At 71.1% G+C, this 16,823-nt stretch carries 13 protein-coding genes and 1 pseudogene; 3 read left to right on the forward strand and 11 right to left on the reverse strand.

Features of this window, described 5'->3' with window-relative positions; genetic code table 11:
- Positions 1 to 110: 110 nt before the first annotated feature.
- From BA175_RS07595 to BA175_RS07605, 4 genes are all read right to left on the reverse strand, one after another.
- Positions 111 to 1,214, reverse strand: a complete 1,104-nt coding sequence (locus BA175_RS07595) for a branched-chain amino acid aminotransferase (RefSeq protein ID WP_069170523.1) — start codon at positions 1,212 to 1,214, stop codon at positions 111 to 113.
- A 270-nt stretch (positions 1,215 to 1,484) separates the two neighbouring features.
- Complete coding sequence (locus BA175_RS07600) at positions 1,485 to 2,528, reverse strand: 3-isopropylmalate dehydrogenase (protein WP_069170524.1); 1,044 nt, start codon at positions 2,526 to 2,528, stop codon at positions 1,485 to 1,487.
- An 87-nt stretch (positions 2,529 to 2,615) separates the two neighbouring features.
- Positions 2,616 to 2,744: a hypothetical protein gene (locus tag BA175_RS32100; RefSeq protein WP_302622485.1), complete on the reverse strand. Its 129-nt coding sequence runs from the start codon at positions 2,742 to 2,744 to the stop codon at positions 2,616 to 2,618.
- A 358-nt stretch (positions 2,745 to 3,102) separates the two neighbouring features.
- Entirely contained in the window at positions 3,103 to 3,702 is a 600-nt protein-coding gene (locus BA175_RS07605) for a TetR/AcrR family transcriptional regulator (protein WP_069170525.1), read from the reverse strand.
- Between the two features lie 134 nt (positions 3,703 to 3,836).
- Here BA175_RS07605 and BA175_RS07610 point away from each other — a divergent pair, with 134 nt between their 5' ends.
- Entirely contained in the window at positions 3,837 to 6,128 is a 2,292-nt protein-coding gene (locus BA175_RS07610; protein WP_107407544.1) for a glycoside hydrolase family 3 N-terminal domain-containing protein, read from the forward strand.
- Between the two features lie 13 nt (positions 6,129 to 6,141).
- On the opposite strand, the gene BA175_RS07615 is transcribed toward BA175_RS07610, so the two are convergent.
- From BA175_RS07615 to BA175_RS07625, 3 genes are all read right to left on the reverse strand, one after another.
- Positions 6,142 to 6,681, reverse strand: coding sequence for a GNAT family N-acetyltransferase (locus tag BA175_RS07615; RefSeq protein ID WP_069170527.1), 540 nt, complete (start codon positions 6,679 to 6,681; stop codon positions 6,142 to 6,144).
- 124 nt (positions 6,682 to 6,805) lie between these two features.
- Complete coding sequence (pruA, locus tag BA175_RS07620; RefSeq protein ID WP_069170528.1) at positions 6,806 to 8,437, reverse strand: L-glutamate gamma-semialdehyde dehydrogenase; 1,632 nt, start codon at positions 8,435 to 8,437, stop codon at positions 6,806 to 6,808.
- 45 nt (positions 8,438 to 8,482) lie between these two features.
- The gene (locus BA175_RS07625; RefSeq protein ID WP_069170529.1) at positions 8,483 to 9,409 is read right to left on the reverse strand and encodes a proline dehydrogenase family protein; all 927 of its coding nucleotides are present in this window, start codon (positions 9,407 to 9,409) and stop codon (positions 8,483 to 8,485) included.
- A 181-nt stretch (positions 9,410 to 9,590) separates the two neighbouring features.
- On the opposite strand from BA175_RS07625, the pseudogene BA175_RS07630 reads away from it, so the two are divergent.
- Both BA175_RS07630 and BA175_RS07635 read left to right on the forward strand, forming a co-directional pair.
- Positions 9,591 to 10,786 (forward strand): annotated as a pseudogene (locus tag BA175_RS07630) (PucR family transcriptional regulator).
- Between the two features lie 48 nt (positions 10,787 to 10,834).
- On the forward strand, positions 10,835 to 11,206 hold the full coding sequence (locus BA175_RS07635) for a hypothetical protein (protein WP_069170530.1): 372 nt from the start codon (positions 10,835 to 10,837) through the stop codon (positions 11,204 to 11,206).
- Between the two features lie 117 nt (positions 11,207 to 11,323).
- On the opposite strand, the gene serA is transcribed toward BA175_RS07635, so the two are convergent.
- The 4 genes from serA to BA175_RS07655 form a co-directional block, all read right to left on the reverse strand.
- A complete protein-coding gene (gene serA / locus BA175_RS07640) occupies positions 11,324 to 12,916 on the reverse strand; it encodes a phosphoglycerate dehydrogenase (RefSeq protein WP_069170531.1) in 1,593 nt (530 codons plus the stop codon).
- Between the two features lie 295 nt (positions 12,917 to 13,211).
- Positions 13,212 to 14,213, reverse strand: a complete 1,002-nt coding sequence (gene ilvC, locus BA175_RS07645; RefSeq protein ID WP_069170532.1) for a ketol-acid reductoisomerase — start codon at positions 14,211 to 14,213, stop codon at positions 13,212 to 13,214.
- A gap of 105 nt (positions 14,214 to 14,318) precedes the next feature.
- Positions 14,319 to 14,846, reverse strand: a complete 528-nt coding sequence (gene ilvN / locus BA175_RS07650) for an acetolactate synthase small subunit (protein ID WP_069170533.1) — start codon at positions 14,844 to 14,846, stop codon at positions 14,319 to 14,321.
- Positions 14,847 to 14,868: 22 nt separating this feature from the next.
- Positions 14,869 to 16,725 (reverse strand): acetolactate synthase large subunit, encoded by a 1,857-nt coding sequence (locus BA175_RS07655; protein ID WP_069170534.1) that lies wholly within the window; start codon positions 16,723 to 16,725, stop codon positions 14,869 to 14,871.
- Positions 16,726 to 16,823 lie beyond the last annotated feature (98 nt).

Consider the following 16,823-nt stretch of genomic DNA (forward strand, 5'->3'; position numbering starts at 1 on the left):
CCGGTGCGGAGCGCGGCCTTCGAAGGGGACCGGACGGGCCTGTGGGCTAGGCCGTGTTGCGAAAGTCCCGTCTGCCCTCCGGGCAGACGACGCCACTTTCGCAACACGGCCTAACCGAGCCGGTGCATCCAGCCGTGGGTGTCCTCGGCGATGCCCCGCTGGATGTCCAGCAGCCGCTCGCGCAGCCTGACGGTGACCTCGCCGGGCGTGCCGTCACCCTGGACCCACTCGCCGTCCGCGGACTTCACGGTGCCGACAGGCGTGATCACGGCGGCGGTGCCGCAGGCGAAGACCTCGGTGAGGGTGCCGTTCCGGGTGTCGGCCCGCCACTGGTCGATGGAGACCCGGCCCTCCTCGGAGGTGTAACCGAGGTCACGGGCGACGGTGAGCAGGGAGTCGCGGGTGACTCCGGCGAGCAGCGAACCGGTGAGGGAGGGGGTGACGATCCGCTTGCCGCCGTCCTCCTGCTCGTACACGAAGTAGAGGTTCATGCCGCCCAGTTCCTCGACCCACTTGTGCTCGACGGCGTCGAGGTAGGCGACCTGGTCGCAGCCCTTCGCGGCGGCCTCGGCCTGGGCGAGGAGCGAGGCGGCGTAGTTGCCGCCGGTCTTGGCGTCACCCATGCCGCCGGGGACGGCCCGCACCCGGTCCTCGGAGAGCCAGATCGAGACCGGCTTCACACCGCCGGGGAAGTAGGCGCCGGCCGGAGAGGCGATGACGATGAAGAGGTACTCGTTGGCCGGTCGCACACCCAGACCGACCTCGGCGGCGATCATGAACGGGCGCAGGTAGAGGGACTCCTCGCCGCCGTGCGCGGGAACCCATGCCTCGTCCTGCCGGACCAGCGCGTCGCAGGCCGCGATGAAGGTCTCGACCGGCAGCTCGGGCATCGCGAGCCGGGCGGCGGAGCGCTGGAAGCGCGCGGCGTTGGCCTCGGGGCGGAAGGTGGCGACCGAGCCGTCGGGCCGGCGGTAGGCCTTGAGGCCCTCGAAGATCTCCTGCGCGTAGTGCAGGGTCATGTTGGCCGGGTCGAGCGACAGCGGGCCGTAGGGCACCAGCTGGGCGTCGTGCCAGCCGCGGCCCTCGGTCCAGCTGATCGTCACCATGTGGTCGGTGAAGTGCCGGCCGAAGCCGGGGTCGGCCAGGACCGCCTCGCGCTCCGCGTCGGACAGGGGGTTCGAGGAGGGCTTGAGCTCGATCGTGGGCGTCGTCATGAGTGGGTGTCCTTCACCGGTCTTGTGTGTGAGGGACCGCGCTCACGCCCGCTCCCGTCCGACTCGTGTCGGGCAGGTCGCAGGACGTCCGAGCTCTACCGCAAGCCACGGCCCCGCGTCTGATTATCGCTCGCGGGCGGCTCTGCACGAAATGGCACGTTTGCGGTGACGTGAAACGCGGTCCTGGGGTCGATGGTGGCACCCGGGGACCGCAAGGTGAAGCCGCCGGGTGCGGATGCGACCCGGCGGCTTCGAAGAGGAGTCGTCGGGTCAGCTCGCTACGCGTACTGCGAGCGCGTCGCCGATCTCGTCGGTGGAGCGTGCGGCGGCCCCGTCGCGTTCCGCCAGGTCGGCGGAGACGGCCTCCTCGATGCGGGCGGCCTCGGTCTCGTGGCCGAGGTGGCGCAGCAGGAGGGCGACGGAGAGGATCGTGGCCGTCGGGTCGGCCTTGCCCTGGCCCGCGATGTCGGGGGCGGTGCCGTGGACGGGCTCGAACATGGAAGGGAAGGCGCCCGTCGGGTTGATGTTCCCGGACGCGGCCAGGCCGATGCCGCCGGTCACCGCGGCGGCGAGGTCGGTGAGGATGTCGCCGAAGAGGTTGTCCGTGACGATGACGTCGAAGCGCTCGGGCTGGGTGACGAAGAAGATCGTCGCGGCGTCGACGTGCAGATAGTCGGTGGTGACCTCGGGGTACTCGGCCGCCACCCGGTCGAAGGTGTTCTTCCACAGGTGGCCCGCGTACACCAGGACGTTGTTCTTGTGGACCAGCGTCAGCTTCCTGCGCGGGCGCGCCGCGGCGCGGGCGAAGGCGTCCCGGACGACGCGCTCGACACCGTAGGCGGTGTTGACGCTCACCTCGGTGGCGACCTCGTGCTCCGTACCGGTGCGCAGGGAACCGCCGTTGCCCGTGTAGGGGCCCTCGGTGCCCTCGCGGACGACGACGAAGTCGATCTCCGGGCGGCCGGCCAGCGGGGTCGCGGTGTTCGGGAAGAGCTTCGACGGCCGCAGATTGATGAAGTGGTCGAAGGCGAAGCGCAGCTTCAGCAGGAGCCCGCGTTCGAGCACGCCCGACGGCACGGACGGATCGCCGATGGCACCGAGGAGGATGGCGTCGTGGGCCTTGAGTGCCTCGAGCTCCGCGTCCGGGAGGGTTTCACCGGTGCGGTGCCACCGCTGGGCGCCGAGGTCGTACTCCTTGGTCTCCAGCTTCACGTCCTGCGGAAGGACGGCGTTGAGGACCTTCAGGCCCTGGGTCACGACCTCCCGGCCGATACCGTCACCGGGGATCACTGCGAGATTGATGCTGCGAGACATGGATGCACCCTAATCCTCGTCCCACCCCATGACATCCACTGTCCACGATGCGGACGGACGTGGCTGTCACGTGGTGGGACCCGACTTTCAGTGGCCCGTGGATCCGCCGTTGTCCCGGCGGTCGAGGGCCCGCTGCAGGGCGGCGGCGGCGTTCGTACGCTCGGAGGCGGTGGGGCGAGGGGTGCGGCGGACGCGGCGGACCGTGGTTTCGGCCATGGGTGATCGACTCCTTGGGATCGCGTGGCTGTCGAGATCGGGACTTCGCGCGACGAGACGTCGGGGACGTGCGGTTCCGTGGCGTGATGCCCGGGACGTGACGTCGGGAACGGATTTCGAGGCGCCGGAAGGGCGGGGAGCCGGTGCCGCAGGGGTTGCCTGCTTCGGGCACGTGCTCACGACCGCCGGTCGCTGGATCGCGCGAATCGTTCGGCTCCTACAAAGCTAGGACACTCGGAGCCATCTGTCTCCACAGATACTCGGACTTCCTACTATCTGAGACGGCATCCCCGCCGGACAGGGACCGCCGTCCCGGGAGCGGGCCACCGGGGCGGCGGTCCGGAGGGCGGCGAACCCCTCAGAGCGGGACGGTGAGCTGCGCCCGGACGTGCGCGCGCAACACACCCGCCATGTCCGTCGCACCGCCGCCCAGGAGCCACTGCACCTGCAGCCCGTCCATCAGGGCGATCAGCTGCCGCCCCGCCGCGTCCGGGGCGATCCCGGCCCGCAGGGCGCCGTCCGCCCGTGCCTGCGCGTAGGCGAGTCCGGCCCCGGACACCGAATCGCGGTAGCGCCGTACGAAGTAGTCGTGGGCCGGGTGATCGGCCGCCGTGGCCTCCGCGGAAACCACCGTGAACAGTTCGACGATCCCGCGCCGGGTGGCGTTCAGCGCTGCCAGTTCGGCGTACCTGCGCAGCCGGCCGACGCCGGTGGTCCCGCCGAGCGAGAGCCACTCCCCGTCGACCTCGTCGCGGTGTTCGAGCACCGCGAGCAGCAGGGACTCCTTGGTCGGGAAGTGGTGCAGCAGACCGGGGTGCGAGATGCCGCACCGGCTCGCGATCGTCCGCAGCGACGCTCCCCGGTAGCCGGCCTCACCGAAGAGGGCCATGGCCTGCTCGAGAATCTCGCGCCGTCTCGCCCGGCCCTTCGCGTAGCCGCGCCGCGCTTCGGCCGCCACTCGCCACACTCCCGGTCACGGTCCGCCGGCGGGTCCGGCGGCTCAGCGCCCAGATTCGCACACCCGGAGATACCTACCACCTGGTCGGGATCGACTCTATGGTGGTCCGGAACCGTGTCGCGAAAGGACCGCCCGTGTCCCCCTCCCTGCCCTACCTGGACCCCTCGCTCCCCGTCGCCGAGCGGGTCGAGGACCTCCTCGGCCGTATGACGCCGGCGGAGAAGACCGGCCAGATGCTCCAGCTCGATGCCAAGGACGGCGTACGGCACCTCATCGAGGACCTGCACGTGGGGTCGATCCTGCACGCCTCCCCCGAGCGGATCCGGGAGGCCGGGGCGCTCACCGGGCGGACACGCCTGCGCATCCCGCTGCTGATCGCCGAGGACTGCATCCACGGCCACTCCTTCCGGGAGGGTGCGACCATCTACCCCACCCAGCTCGGCATGGCCGCGACCTGGGACGCCGGGCTCGTGGAGCGCATCGCCAGGGCCACGGCCGTCGAGGTGGCGGCGACCGGTGTCCACTGGACGTTCTCACCGGTGCTCTGCATCGCCCGGGACCTGCGCTGGGGACGGGTCGGCGAGACGTTCGGCGAGGACCCCCACCTCATCGGTGAGCTCGGCTCGGCGATGGTGCGCGGCTACCAGGGCGACGGCCTGGACGACCCTACGGCGGTCCTGGCCTGCGCCAAGCACTTCGCGGGCTACTCCGAGACGCAGGGCGGCCGCGACGCGAGCGAGGCCGACATCTCGCGGCGCAAACTGCGCTCCTGGTTCCTGCCCCCCTTCGAGCGGGTCGCCCGCGAGGGCTGCCGCACCTTCATGCTCGGCTACCAGTCCATGGACGGGATCCCCGTCACGGTGAACGACTGGCTCCTGAACGAGGTGCTGCGCGGCGAGTGGGGCTACACCGGCACCCTGGTCACCGACTGGGACAACGTCGGCCGCATGGTGTGGGAGCAGCGGATCTACGGCGACCACACCGAGGCCGCCGCCGCCGCTGTCCGCGCGGGCAACGACATGGTGATGACCACGCCGAAGTTCTTCGAGGGGGCGCAGGAGGCGGTCGCCCGGGGCATGCTCGAGGAAGCCGGGATCGACGCGGCGGTCCGGCGCATCCTGACCCTCAAGTTCGAGCTGGGCCTCTTCGAGGACCCGCGCCACCCGGACACCGCCCGGCAGACCGCGGTCCTCGGCAGCGCCGCCCACACCGAGCTGAACCTGGAGGCGGCCCGCCGCTCGCTGGTCCTGCTCACCAACGACGGCACCCTGCCCCTGGCCGGCGGCCTGCTGCCGGGGAAGGACGGCCGCGCCGTCGCGGAGCCCGGCACCCCACCGCGCACGGTCGCCGTCATCGGGCCCAACGCCGACGACGCGCAGACCCAGCTCGGCGACTGGGCCGGCTCCTCCGGCCAGGCGGACTGGCTGCCCGACGGCCATCCCCGCTCCATGATCCGTACGGTGCTCGACGGCTTCCGCGCGCACGTCCCGGCCGACTGGACCGTCTCCTACGCCCGGGGAGCCGACATCCTCACCGTCGGACCCGATCCGGAGGGCGCGTACTTCCCCGACGGGCAGCCCCGGCCCGAGGTCGTCGTCCCGGCGGAGCCGTCCGAAGTCCTGATCCGTGAGGCGGTCGCCGCGGCCGAGGCCGCCGACCACGTCGTCGCCGTCGTGGGCGACCGCATCGAACTGGTCGGGGAAGGACGTTCGACGGCCACCCTGGGACTGGTCGGCGACCAGGTGGCGCTGCTCGACGCCCTCGCCGCGACGGGCAAGCCGCTCGTCGTCGTGGTCATCAGCTCGAAACCGCTCGTGCTGCCGCCCTCGGCGCTCGGGGCGGCGGCGATCCTGCACGCCTGCAATCCGGGCATGCAGGGCGGCCGGGCCGTCGCCGAACTGCTGCTCGGGCTCGTCGAGCCGTCCGGGCGGCTGCCGATCTCCTTCGCCCGGCACGCCGGCCAGCAGCCGACGTACTACAACCAGATCCGCGGCCAGCACGGCACGCGGTACGCCGACCTCACCCAGCGCCCGGCGTTCGTGTTCGGCGAGGGCCTGAGCTACACCACGGTCACGTACACGGACCTGGAGGTGCTCACCCCGGCCGTCGGCCCGGACGACACGGTGCGGGCGCGCGTCACCGTGCGCAACACCGGGGCCCGCCCCGCGCTGGAGACGGTGCAGGTCTACCTCAGTGACACGGTGACGTCCGTGACGTGGGCGGAGAAGGAGCTGAAGGCCTACCGGCAGGTGCCGCTCGCGCCGGGCGAGGAGCGGCAGGTCTGTCTGGAGGTACCGGTGTCCGCATGCACCCTCGTGGACGCCCGGGGGACCCGGGTCGTCGAGCCCGGCGCCTTCGAACTGCTCGTCGGCCCGTCCTCCCGCGACGACGCCCTGCTGCGGGCCGGCTTCACGGTGAAGGGCTGAGGACGGGTCCCGATCAGAGCACGTCGCCGTCGCGCCAGTCGAAGAGGAGGGTCCCCTCGCGGGGGAAGGGCAGCGGGCCCCCGGCCACGCCCCGGAGGTAGGTGCTGCCCTCCTCTTCCGGCAGCGGTACCGTCCCGTCCGGGCCGAGCGCTGCCAGCCGCCCGGGCCAGGCCTGCCAGCCGCGCCCCGCGTAGAGCGGGGCCCCGGACGCGGACGCGGAGAGCGCGCCGAAGGCGTAGGCCCCGTCGAGGACCCGCTCCAGCGCGGCCATCACCTGGCCGCCGAGCCCTTCGCGGCGCCGGTCGGCACGGACGGCGACGCCTTCGGCGTACCCGGTCCGGTAGGCACGGCGGCCGTGGACCACCCGGCGCTGGACCACGCTGCCGTGTGCGAGGAGTTCGCCGCCGTCGAGGACGCGGGCGTGGATGCCGCCCAGAGTGTGGTCCCAGTCGTCGTCGGCGAAGCCGCCGTCGAAGGCGGTGTCCAGGAAGGTGCGGATCGCGGCCAGGTCCGCGGCGGCCAGCTCGTACGTGTGGGCGGTGTGCAGGCGCATGGCGCCACCCTGGCACCCGGCCCCGGTGCGGCGCACCCGGATAGGTGGAAACCGCCTCCCGGCAGGCGGGGGGAGCCGGCCGGGAGGCGGGGTGCGGGGCGGGGCGCAGGCGCGCCCCGGGGCGTCAGCCCTGGTGGGGGTAGGTGTACTCGGTCGGCGGGACCAGCGTCTCCTTGATGGCGCGGGTCAGCGTCCAGCGCTGCAGGTTCTGCGGGGCGCCCGCCTTGTCGTTGGTGCCGGAGGCGCGGCCGCCGCCGAAGGGCTGCTGGCCGACGACGGCGCCGGTGGACTTGTCGTTGATGTAGAAGTTGCCCGCGGCGTAGCGGAGCTTCTCCATGGTGTACGCGGCCGCCGCGCGGTCCTTGGAGATGACCGCGCCGGTCAGCGCGTAGTCGGACACCGACTCCATCTGCTCCAGCATGGCGTCGTACTTCTCGTCCTCGTACACGTGGACGGCGAGGATCGGGCCGAAGTACTCGGTCGTGAAGACCTCGTTGGACGGGTCGTCGCACACGATGACGGTGGGGCGGACGAAGTAGCCCACGGAGTCGTCGTAGGTGCCGCCCGCGACGATCGTGCAGGACGGGTCGGCGGCAGCGCGGTCGATCGCGGCCTTGTTCTTCGCGAACGCGCGCGCGTCGATGACGGCGCCCATGAAGTTCGACAGGTCGGTGACGTCCCCCATGGTCACGGCGTCGACCTCGGCGGCGAACTCCTCCTTGAACCCGGAGTTCCAGATGGACGCCGGGATGTACGCGCGGGAGGAGGCGGAGCACTTCTGGCCCTGGTACTCGAACGAACCGCGGGTGAGCGCCGTCTTCAGGACGGCACGGTCGGCGCTCGGGTGGGCGACGACGAAGTCCTTGCCGCCGGTCTCGCCGACCAGTCGCGGGTAGGTGCGGTAGGTGGCGATGTTGTTGCCGACGGTCTTCCACAGGTGCTGGAAGGTGGGCGTCGAGCCGGTGAAGTGGATACCCGCCAGGTCGCGGTGGTTCAGCACCACGTCGGAGACGGCGATGCCGTCGCCGGTGACCAGGTTGATGACGCCCTTGGGCAGGCCGGCCTCCTCCAGGAGCTGCATGAGCAGCACGGCGGCGTGGGTCTGCGTCGGGGAGGGCTTCCACACCACGACGTTGCCCATGAGGGCGGGCGCGGTGGGCAGGTTGCCGGCGATGGCCGAGAAGTTGAACGGCGTGATCGCGTAGACGAAGCCTTCGAGCGGGCGGTGGTCCATGCGGTTCCAGACACCGGCCGAGTTGGCCGGGGGCTGCTCGGCGAGGATCTGGCGCGCGTAGTGCACGTTGAAGCGCCAGAAGTCGACGAGCTCGCACGGGCAGTCGATCTCGGCCTGCTGGGCGGTCTTGCCCTGGCCGAGCATCGTGGAGGCGGCCAGCGTCTCGCGCCAGGGACCGGCGAGCAGTTCGGCGGCGCGCAGGATGATGGCGGCGCGGTCGTCGAAGGACATGGCCCGCCAGGCCGGGGCGGCGGCGAGGGCCGCGTCGACGGCGTCCTGGGCGTCCTGCCGGGTGGCGCCGGCGAAGGTGCCGATGACGGCCTTGTGGTTGTGCGGCTGGACGACGTCCACGCGCTCACCGCCGCCCATGCGCTTCTCGCCGCCGATGGTCATCGGCAGGTCGACGGGGTTCTCGGCGAGCTCCTTGAGCTTCGCCTCCAGCCGGGCGCGCTCGGGGCTACCGGGGGCGTAGCCGTGGACCGGCTCGTTGACCGGCGCGGGGACCTGGGTGACAGCATCCATGAGTGCCTTGTCTCCTTGGTTGAGGTGGGTGGTCGGCCGGGCGGGTCAGCCCTTGGTGACGACGGAGCGGGCGAAGAAGAGGAGGTTGGCCGGCTTCTCCGCGAGGCGGCGCATGAAGTATCCGTACCAGTCGGTGCCGTACGCCGTGTACACGCGCATCCGGTGGCCCTCGGCCGCGAGCCGGACGTGCTCGTCGCTGCGGATGCCGTACAGCATCTGGAACTCGTACTCATCCAGTTTGCGCCCCGCCTGGCGGGCGAGCTCCTGTCCGATGGCGATGAGCCGCGGATCGTGGGAGCCGATCATGGGGTAGCCCTCGCCCAGCATGAGCGTCCTCAGGATGCGCACGTACGCCTTGTCGATCTCGGCCTTGTCCTGGTGGGCGACGGAGGCGGGCTCCTTGTAGGCGCCCTTGACCAGGCGGACCCGGCTGCCCGCGGCGGCGAGGCGGCGGGCGTCCTCCTCGGTGCGGAACAGGTAGGACTGGATGACGCAGCCGGTCTGCGGGAAGTCCGTGCGCAGTTCCTCGTGGATGGCGAACATCGAGTCCAGGGTGGTGTGGTCCTCGGCGTCCAGCGTGACCGTGGTGCCGATCGCGGCGGCGGCCTCGACGACGGGGCGGACGTTGGCCAGGGCGAGCGCGTGGCCGCCCTCCAGCGACTGGCCGAACATCGACAGCTTGACCGACATCTCGGCCCGGGTGCCGAGACCGAGCTCCTTCAGGCGGCCGACGAGCTCCAGGTAGGCGTCGCGCGCGGCGGCGGCCTGCTCGGGGGTGGTGATGTCCTCCCCCACGACGTCCAGGGTGACCTCGAGGCCCTTGGCCGCCGACTCCTGGATGACCGGGACGACCTGGTCGACCGTCTCACCGGCGATGAACCGGTCGACGACCTGCTTGGTGCCCGGGGCGGCCGAGACGAAACGACGCATCGTGTCGCTGCGGGACGCGGCGAGAATCACGGGACCCAGCACGGGGCACCTCCACGGAAGGTTACGGACGAAGGCCGGACCGGCAGCCGGGTGAACGGACCGGGTCGGCACGGAGAACCACTGTGAAATCTAGGGACGGCCCCGACCCCGTGCCATCGACACCTGTCACGCATCTGCTCCCACCCCTTCAGACATATGTCTGAAGGGGTGGGAGGATGGCCGGGTGAAAGGCGATTACCAGGAGCTGGTCGACGAGATCTCCGCGCTGCTCGGCGCCCCGGCCACGCTGGAGAACCGCGATTTCGGGCTGGTCGCCTTCGGAGCCCACGACAGCGACGACGACACGGCCATGGATCCCGTCCGGACCCGCTCGATCCTGACCCGGCGCTCCACCCCCGCGGTCCGCGCCTGGTTCGAGGGCTTCGGCATCACCCGCGCGACCGGCCCGGTCCGCATCCCGGCCGCCCCGGAGGCGGGGGTGTACCGGGACCGGATCTGTCTCCCAGTACGCCATCGGAGTGTCGTCCTCGGGTACGTCTGGCTGCTCGACACGCGGCCCGGGCCGACCGACGCGCAGCTGAGGGCGGCCATGGACGTGGCGGCCCGGATCGGGGCGCTGCTCTCCGACGAGGCGCGGGCGGGCGCGGATCTGTCCCGGGAGTTCGGTGCGGCGCTCACCGCGGGGCGCGGCCGGCAGCGCGAGACGGCACTGGCGGCCCTGCGGGAGGCCCTCGGAGCGGACGCGGACGGGCTGCACACCGTGGTGTGCGTGGCCCCCTGGCCGGACGAGTCCCCGTCGGTGCGTACGGTGCCCTCGGCCGCGGCCCTCGCCCCGGTCACCGGAGCGGGCCCCGCGCGCTGGCGGCACTCATCCGGCTGCGCGCCCCCGACGCCCTGGACCCGGCGACGGCGGCGGCGGAGCGGCTGCGGGCCGCGGCGGGTCCGGCCGCCGCGGGCGGAACCGCGGTCGCCGGTGGGATCGCGCACCCCCGGCGAGGGCTCGCGGAGCTGGCCGACTCCTGGTACGAGGCCCTGTCCGCCGCCCGTGCCGCCTCGGCGGAGCCACGTCTGGGCCCGGTCGCCGACTGGTCGGCGATCGGCCCGTACCGGCTGCTGACCACGCTCCCCCGGTCCCCGGGCGCCCCGCCGGATCCCGCCGTACGCGCCCTGTTGACCCCGCCGAACACCGAACTGGCCCGCACCGCGGAGGTGTTCCTCGACCGCGCGGGCCAGGCGAGCCGCGCGGCCGCCGAACTGGGTATCCACCGGCAGACCTTGTACTACCGGCTCGCCAGGGTCCAGCAGCTCACCGGCCTCGACCTCAACGACGGTGAGGCCAGGCTCCTGCTGCACATGGCGCTGAAGGCCGCCCGGCTGTGGGCCGGTCCCCCGGATGAGTACACCGCGGGCGGTTCCTGAGTACGGCAGCGGAGGAGGACGGCCCTGCCGGCACGGTGAACTGGGCGCATGAGCAACAGCGTTCGGACACACCTCCCACACCCCGTCGCGGCCGGCCCCGCCGCCCGTCCGGAACCCGACCCCGGCTGGTGGGTCCTGCCGCTGACCGGGACGGTCCTGGCACCCGTGCTCGCCGTCGTGGTGTCGGGGGCGGACCACCTGTTCGCCGGCAGGGCGTTCCTGCTGACCGGGGGCCTGGTGCTCGCGTACGCACTGATCCTGCCGAGCTGGTTCCTGGCCCGGACGGCGGACCGCCGGCGCCGGCGGGGCGACCTCGTCCTCGCCGGCTGCGCCTGCGCCGCCGGGCTGCCGTCCCTGCTGACCGCACTGGGATGGGCCGTGTTCCTCGTCATGCTGTGCACGGGCGGTGTCAACGGCTGAACACCCGCCCGCGCGGACGACACGCACCCCTGCGACACCGCGGCCCCGCACACACGACCGCACCCGGCGGCGGGAGATGCTCCGCGCGCCGGGTGCGGTGTCGGGACGGGGTACGGATCAGTCGGTGAGGTTCACCGTACGGGCCGACGTGGCGCCGATCTCCTCGGCGATCTCGGTCAGGACCGACTGCGGCACGGTGTCGTCGACGGTGAGGACGACGAGCGCCTCACCGCCGGCGTCCTGCCGGGACACCTGCATGCCGGCGATGTTCAGACCGGCCTCGCCCAGGATCTTGCCGACCGCGCCGACGACGCCGGGACGGTCCTCGTACCGCAGGACGACCATGTGGTCGGCGAGCGCCAGGTCCACGTCGTGCTCGCCGATGGCCACGATCTTGCGGAGGTGCTTCGGTCCGGCCAGGGTGCCGGAGACCGCCACCTCCTCGCCGTCGGCCAGCGTGCCGCGGACGGTCACCACGTTGCGGTGGTCCGGAGACTCCGAACTGGTGGTCAGCCGCACCTCCACACCGCGCTCCTGGGCGAAGAGCGGGGCGTTGACGTAGCTGACGGTCTCGTCGACGACGTCCTCGAACACGCCCTTGAGCGCGGAGAGTTCGAGCACCTTCACGTCGTGCTGGGTGATCTCGCCGTAGACCTCGACGTCGAGGCGGGCCGCGACCTCTCCCGCGAGCGCGGTGAAGATACGGCCGAGCTTCTCGGCGAGCGGCAGCCCGGGGCGGACGTCCTCGGCGATGACCCCGCCCTGGACGTTGACCGCGTCGGGCACGAGCTCCCCGGCGAGGGCGAGACGGACCGACTTGGCGACGGCGATGCCGGCCTTCTCCTGCGCCTCGTCGGTGGAGGCACCGAGGTGCGGGGTGCAGACGACCTGGTCGAACTCGAACAGCGGGGAGTCCGTGCAGGGCTCCTTCGCGTACACGTCCAGACCGGCGCCGGCGACCCGGCCCTCCTTGAGGGCGGAGGCGAGTGCCGCCTCGTCGACGATGCCGCCGCGGGCCGCGTTGACGATGCGCACCGAGGGCTTCACCTTGTGCAGCGCCTCGTCGCCGATCAGACCGAGCGTCTCGGGGGTCTTGGGCAGGTGCACCGTGATGAAGTCGGAGACCTCGAGCAGCTCGTCCAGCGAGAGGAGCTTGACGCCCATCTGCGCCGCCCGCGCGGGCTGCACGTAGGGGTCGTACGCGACGATCTTCATGCCGAAGGCGGACATGCGCTGCGCGACCAGCACGCCGATGCGGCCGAGGCCGACGACGCCGAGGGTCTTCTCGCTGAGTTCGACACCCGTGTACTTCGAACGCTTCCACTCGCCGTTCTTCAGCGCCGTGTTGGCCTGCGGGATGTTGCGCGCGGTGGCGACGAGCAGGCCGCAGGCGAGCTCGGCCGCCGTGACGATGTTGGACGTCGGCGCGTTGACGACCATCACACCGGCCTTGGTGGCCGAGGAGACGTCGACGTTGTCCAGGCCGACACCGGCGCGGGCCACGACCCTGAGCTTCTTCGCGGCGGCGATGGCCTCGGCGTCGACCTTGGTGGCGGAACGCACCAGGATGGCGTCGACGTCGGCGATCGCGGGGAGGAGTTCGGCGCGGTCGGCGCCGTTGCAGTGCCGGATCTCGAAATCCGGACCCAGTGCGTCGACCGTGGCGGGCGACAGCTCTTCAGCGATGAGTACGACAGGTTTCGAGCTCACGTGTGTCCTCACAAGTCCAGTGCGGACGGCCGTCCCGACGGCCGCAGGCGGTGGAGGGGCTAGCCGCGTGGAAGACGCACGACACTGTGGGCCCTGACGCGTATATGTGTTGAGAAGTGTAGTCATGCGGCCGGACGCGGTCTGCGCCCTGGTGGAAGGATCACCCGCACGGGGTGGACGGTCTGTACAGCCGTACGGTGCCGCCCCTGCCACCGCCCCTCCCCGCAGTGACACGGGGTGTGGGGCCGGCCCTGCGCCGGGGGCGGACCCGGGTGGGTCCGCCCCCGGCGAGCACTCAGGCTTCCTCGTTCTCCACCCAGCTCATGAGCTTGCGCAGCTCCTTGCCGGTGGTCTCCAGCAGGGACTCGCTGTCGGCCTTCTTGTACTCGTTGTACTTGGGCAGGCCGTTGTGGTACTCGGCCATCCAGTTCTTGGCGAAGGTGCCGTCCTGGATCTCGGCGAGGACCTTCTTCATCTCGGCCTTGGTGGCGTCCGTGATGATGCGCGGGCCGGTGACGTAGTCGCCCCATTCGGCGGTCTCCGAGATGGACCAGCGCATCTTCTCCAGGCCGCCCTCGTACATGAGGTCCACGATGAGCTTCAGCTCGTGCAGGCACTCGAAGTACGCGATCTCCGGCTGGTAGCCGGCCTCGGTCAGGGTCTCGAAACCGGCCTTGACCAGGGCGGCGGTGCCGCCGCAGAGGACGGCCTGCTCGCCGAACAGGTCGGTCTCGGTCTCCTCGGTGAAGGTCGTCTTGATGACGCCGGCGCGGGTGCCGCCGATGCCCTTCGCGTAGGAGAGGGCCAGCTCCAGGCCCTTGCCGGTGGCGTCCTGCTCGACGGCCACGATGCACGGGACGCCGCGGCCCTCCTCGTACTGGCGGCGGACCAGGTGGCCCGGGCCCTTGGGGGCGACCATGCAGACGTCGACGTCGGCCGGCGGCTTGATGAAGTCGAAGCGGATGTTCAGGCCGTGACCGAAGAACAGCGCGTCGCCGTCCTTGAGGTTGTCCTTGACGGACTCCTCGTAGACCTGGGCCTGGATCGGGTCCGGGACGAGGATCATGATGACGTCGGCCTCGGCGGAGGCCTCGGCCGGCGTCACCACGCGCAGGCCCTGCTCCTCGGCCTTGGCCCGGGACTTCGAACCCTCGTGCAGACCGACACGGACGTCGACACCCGAGTCACGCAGCGACAGCGCGTGGGCGTGGCCCTGGCTGCCGTATCCGAGGATCGCGACCTTGCGGCCCTGGATGATGGACAGGTCGGCATCGTCGTCGTAGAACAGCTCGGCCACTGGGTCTTCTCCTTGGTGTGCAGGTGTTGCGTCCCACCGTACGGCGGGGTGCTTCGGATACGTTGCGGGGTCTCGCCATGCGAGCGGCGTGGCCGCCCGGGATGCTTACGCCGTGCGGTCGAGTGCGCGCAGGGAACGGTCGGTGATCGAGCGCGCGCCGCGCCCTATGGCGATGGTGCCGGACTGGACGAGCTCCTTGACGCCGAACTGCTCGAGCATCTTGAGCATGGCCTCCAGCTTCTCGGCGCCTCCGGTCGCCTCGATCGTGACGGCCTCCGGGGAGACGTCCACGGTCTTGGCGCGGAACAGCTGGACGATCTCGACGATCTGGGAGCGGGTCTCGTTGTCGGCGCGGACCTTCACCAGGACGAGCTCCCGCTGGATCGCGGCGGAGGGCTCGAGTTCGACGATCTTCAGGACGTTGACCAGCTTGTTGAGCTGCTTGGTCACCTGCTCCAGGGGCAGGCCCTCGACATTCACGACGATGGTGATGCGGGAGATGTCGGGGTGTTCGGTGGTACCGACCGCGAGCGAGTCGATGTTGAAGCCGCGGCGGGAGAACAGGGCCGTGATACGGGCGAGGACGCCCGGCTTGTTCTCGACCAGGACGGAGAGCGTGTGCTTGGTGGACATGGAGTCGGTCTCTCTCTGTCTCTCAGTCGTCTTCGTTGTCGCCGAAGTCGGGGCGGACACCGCGGGCTGCCATGACCTCGTCGTTGGAGGTGCCTGCGGCGACCATCGGCCACACCATGGCGTCCTCGTGGACGATGAAGTCGATGACGACCGGGCGGTCGTTGATCGCGTTGGCCTCGGCGATGACCTTGTCGAGGTCGGCCGGGTCCTCGCAGCGGATGGCGTAGCAGCCCATGGCCTCGGACAGCTTGACGAAGTCCGGCACGCGGGTGCCCTTGGCGGGGACGCCGTCGCTGTCCGCGCCGGAGTGCAGCACGGTGTTGGAGTACCGCTGGTTGTAGAAGAGCGTCTGCCACTGGCGGACCATCCCGAGCGCGCCGTTGTTGATGACGGCGACCTTGATCGGGATGTTGTTGAGCGCACAGGTGGTGAGTTCCTGGTTGGTCATCTGGAAGCAGCCGTCACCGTCGATCGCCCAGACCGTACGGCCCGGCATGCCGGCCTTGGCGCCCATCGCGGCCGGGACCGCGTACCCCATGGTCCCGGCGCCGCCGGAGTTCAGCCAGGTGGCGGGCTGCTCGTAGGTGATGAAGTGGGAGGCCCACATCTGGTGCTGACCGACGCCCGCCGTGAAGATCGTTCCCTCGGGGGCGAGTTCACCGATGCGCTGGATGACCTGCTGCGGGGAGAGACTGCCGTCCTCCGGCAGGTCGTAGCCGACCGGGTAGGTCTCGCGCCAGCGGTTGAGGTCCTTCCACCACGCGCCGTAGTCGCCGGTGTTGCCCTCGGTGTGCTCGGCCTGGACCGCCTGGACCAGGTCGGCGATGACCTCGCGGGCGTCACCGACGATCGGGACGTCGGCGGCGCGGTTCTTGCCGATCTCGGCCGGGTCGATGTCCGCGTGGACGATCTTGGCGAACGGGGCGAAGCTGTCCAGCTTGCCCGTCACGCGGTCGTCGAACCTGGCCCCGAGCGCGACGATCAGGTCGGCCTTCTGCAGCGCGGTGACGGCGGTGACCGAACCGTGCATGCCGGGCATTCCCACGTGCAGCGGGTGGCTGTCGGGGAAGGAGCCGAGCGCCATCAGTGTGGTGGTGACGGGCGCTCCGGTGAGCTCTGCCAGGACCTTCAGCTCGGCGGTGGCGCCGGCCTTGAGGACACCGCCGCCGACGTACAGCACGGGGCGCTTGGCCTGCGTGATGAGCTTGGCCGCCTCGCGGATCTGTTTGGCGTGCGGCTTGGTCACCGGGCGGTAGCCCGGCAGGTCCATGGTCGGCGGCCAGCTGAAGGTGGTCTTCGCCTGCAGCGCGTCCTTGGCGATGTCCACGAGGACCGGGCCCGGACGGCCGGTCGAGGCGATGTGGAAGGCCTCGGCGATCGTGTGGGCGATGTCCTCGGCGCGGGTGACCAGGAAGTTGTGTTTGGTGATCGGCATCGTGATGCCGCAGATGTCGGCTTCCTGGAAGGCGTCCGTGCCGATGGCCCCGGAGGCCACCTGGCCGGTGATCGCGACCATGGGCACCGAGTCCATCGCCGCGTCGGCGATCGGGGTGACCAGGTTGGTCGCACCGGGGCCCGAGGTGACCATGCAGACGCCGACCTTGCCGGTGGCCTGGGCGTAGCCGGTGGCGGCGTGACCGGCGCCCTGCTCGTGGCGGACCAGGATGTGGCGGACCCGGGTGGAGTCCATCAGCGGGTCGTACGCCGGAAGGATGCAGCCACCGGGGAGGCCGAATACGGTGTCGGCGCCGACTTCCTCGAGAGAGCGGATGAGGGACTGCGCGCCCGTGAGGTGCTCAACGGAGGCGGGGGACGGTCCGCCGTTACGGGCCCGCGGCTGGGGATGGTGGGCCCCGGTGGCCTGCTCGGTCATCGGCATTCTCTTCTCGAAGCTGAGGGTTTATGCGGCGTATATGTGCGGTTTCGGGCGGTGCCGGTGCAACAAAAAACCCCCCGTGCCGTGAGGCAAGCGAGGGG

Origin of the sequence: Streptomyces griseus, assembly GCF_001715295.1 — a bacterium.
In the GTDB taxonomy this organism is placed as follows: Bacteria; Actinomycetota; Actinomycetes; order Streptomycetales; family Streptomycetaceae; genus Streptomyces; species Streptomyces griseus_G.

Excerpts from the sequence above, each read along its gene's own strand:
- BA175_RS07595 (WP_069170523.1), bottom strand. The coding sequence starts at position 1,214 with ATGACGACGCCCACGATCGAGCTCAAGCCCTCCTCGAACCCCCTGTCC.
- BA175_RS07600 (WP_069170524.1), bottom strand. The coding sequence starts at position 2,528 with ATGTCTCGCAGCATCAATCTCGCAGTGATCCCCGGTGACGGTATCGGC.
- BA175_RS32100 (WP_302622485.1), bottom strand. The coding sequence starts at position 2,744 with ATGGCCGAAACCACGGTCCGCCGCGTCCGCCGCACCCCTCGCCCCACC.
- BA175_RS07615 (WP_069170527.1), bottom strand. The coding sequence starts at position 6,681 with ATGCGCCTGCACACCGCCCACACGTACGAGCTGGCCGCCGCGGACCTG.
- pruA (WP_069170528.1), bottom strand. The coding sequence starts at position 8,437 with ATGGATGCTGTCACCCAGGTCCCCGCGCCGGTCAACGAGCCGGTCCAC.
- BA175_RS07635 (WP_069170530.1), top strand. The coding sequence starts at position 10,835 with ATGAGCAACAGCGTTCGGACACACCTCCCACACCCCGTCGCGGCCGGC.
- ilvN (WP_069170533.1), bottom strand. The coding sequence starts at position 14,846 with ATGTCCACCAAGCACACGCTCTCCGTCCTGGTCGAGAACAAGCCGGGC.
- BA175_RS07655 (WP_069170534.1), bottom strand. The coding sequence starts at position 16,725 with ATGCCGATGACCGAGCAGGCCACCGGGGCCCACCATCCCCAGCCGCGG.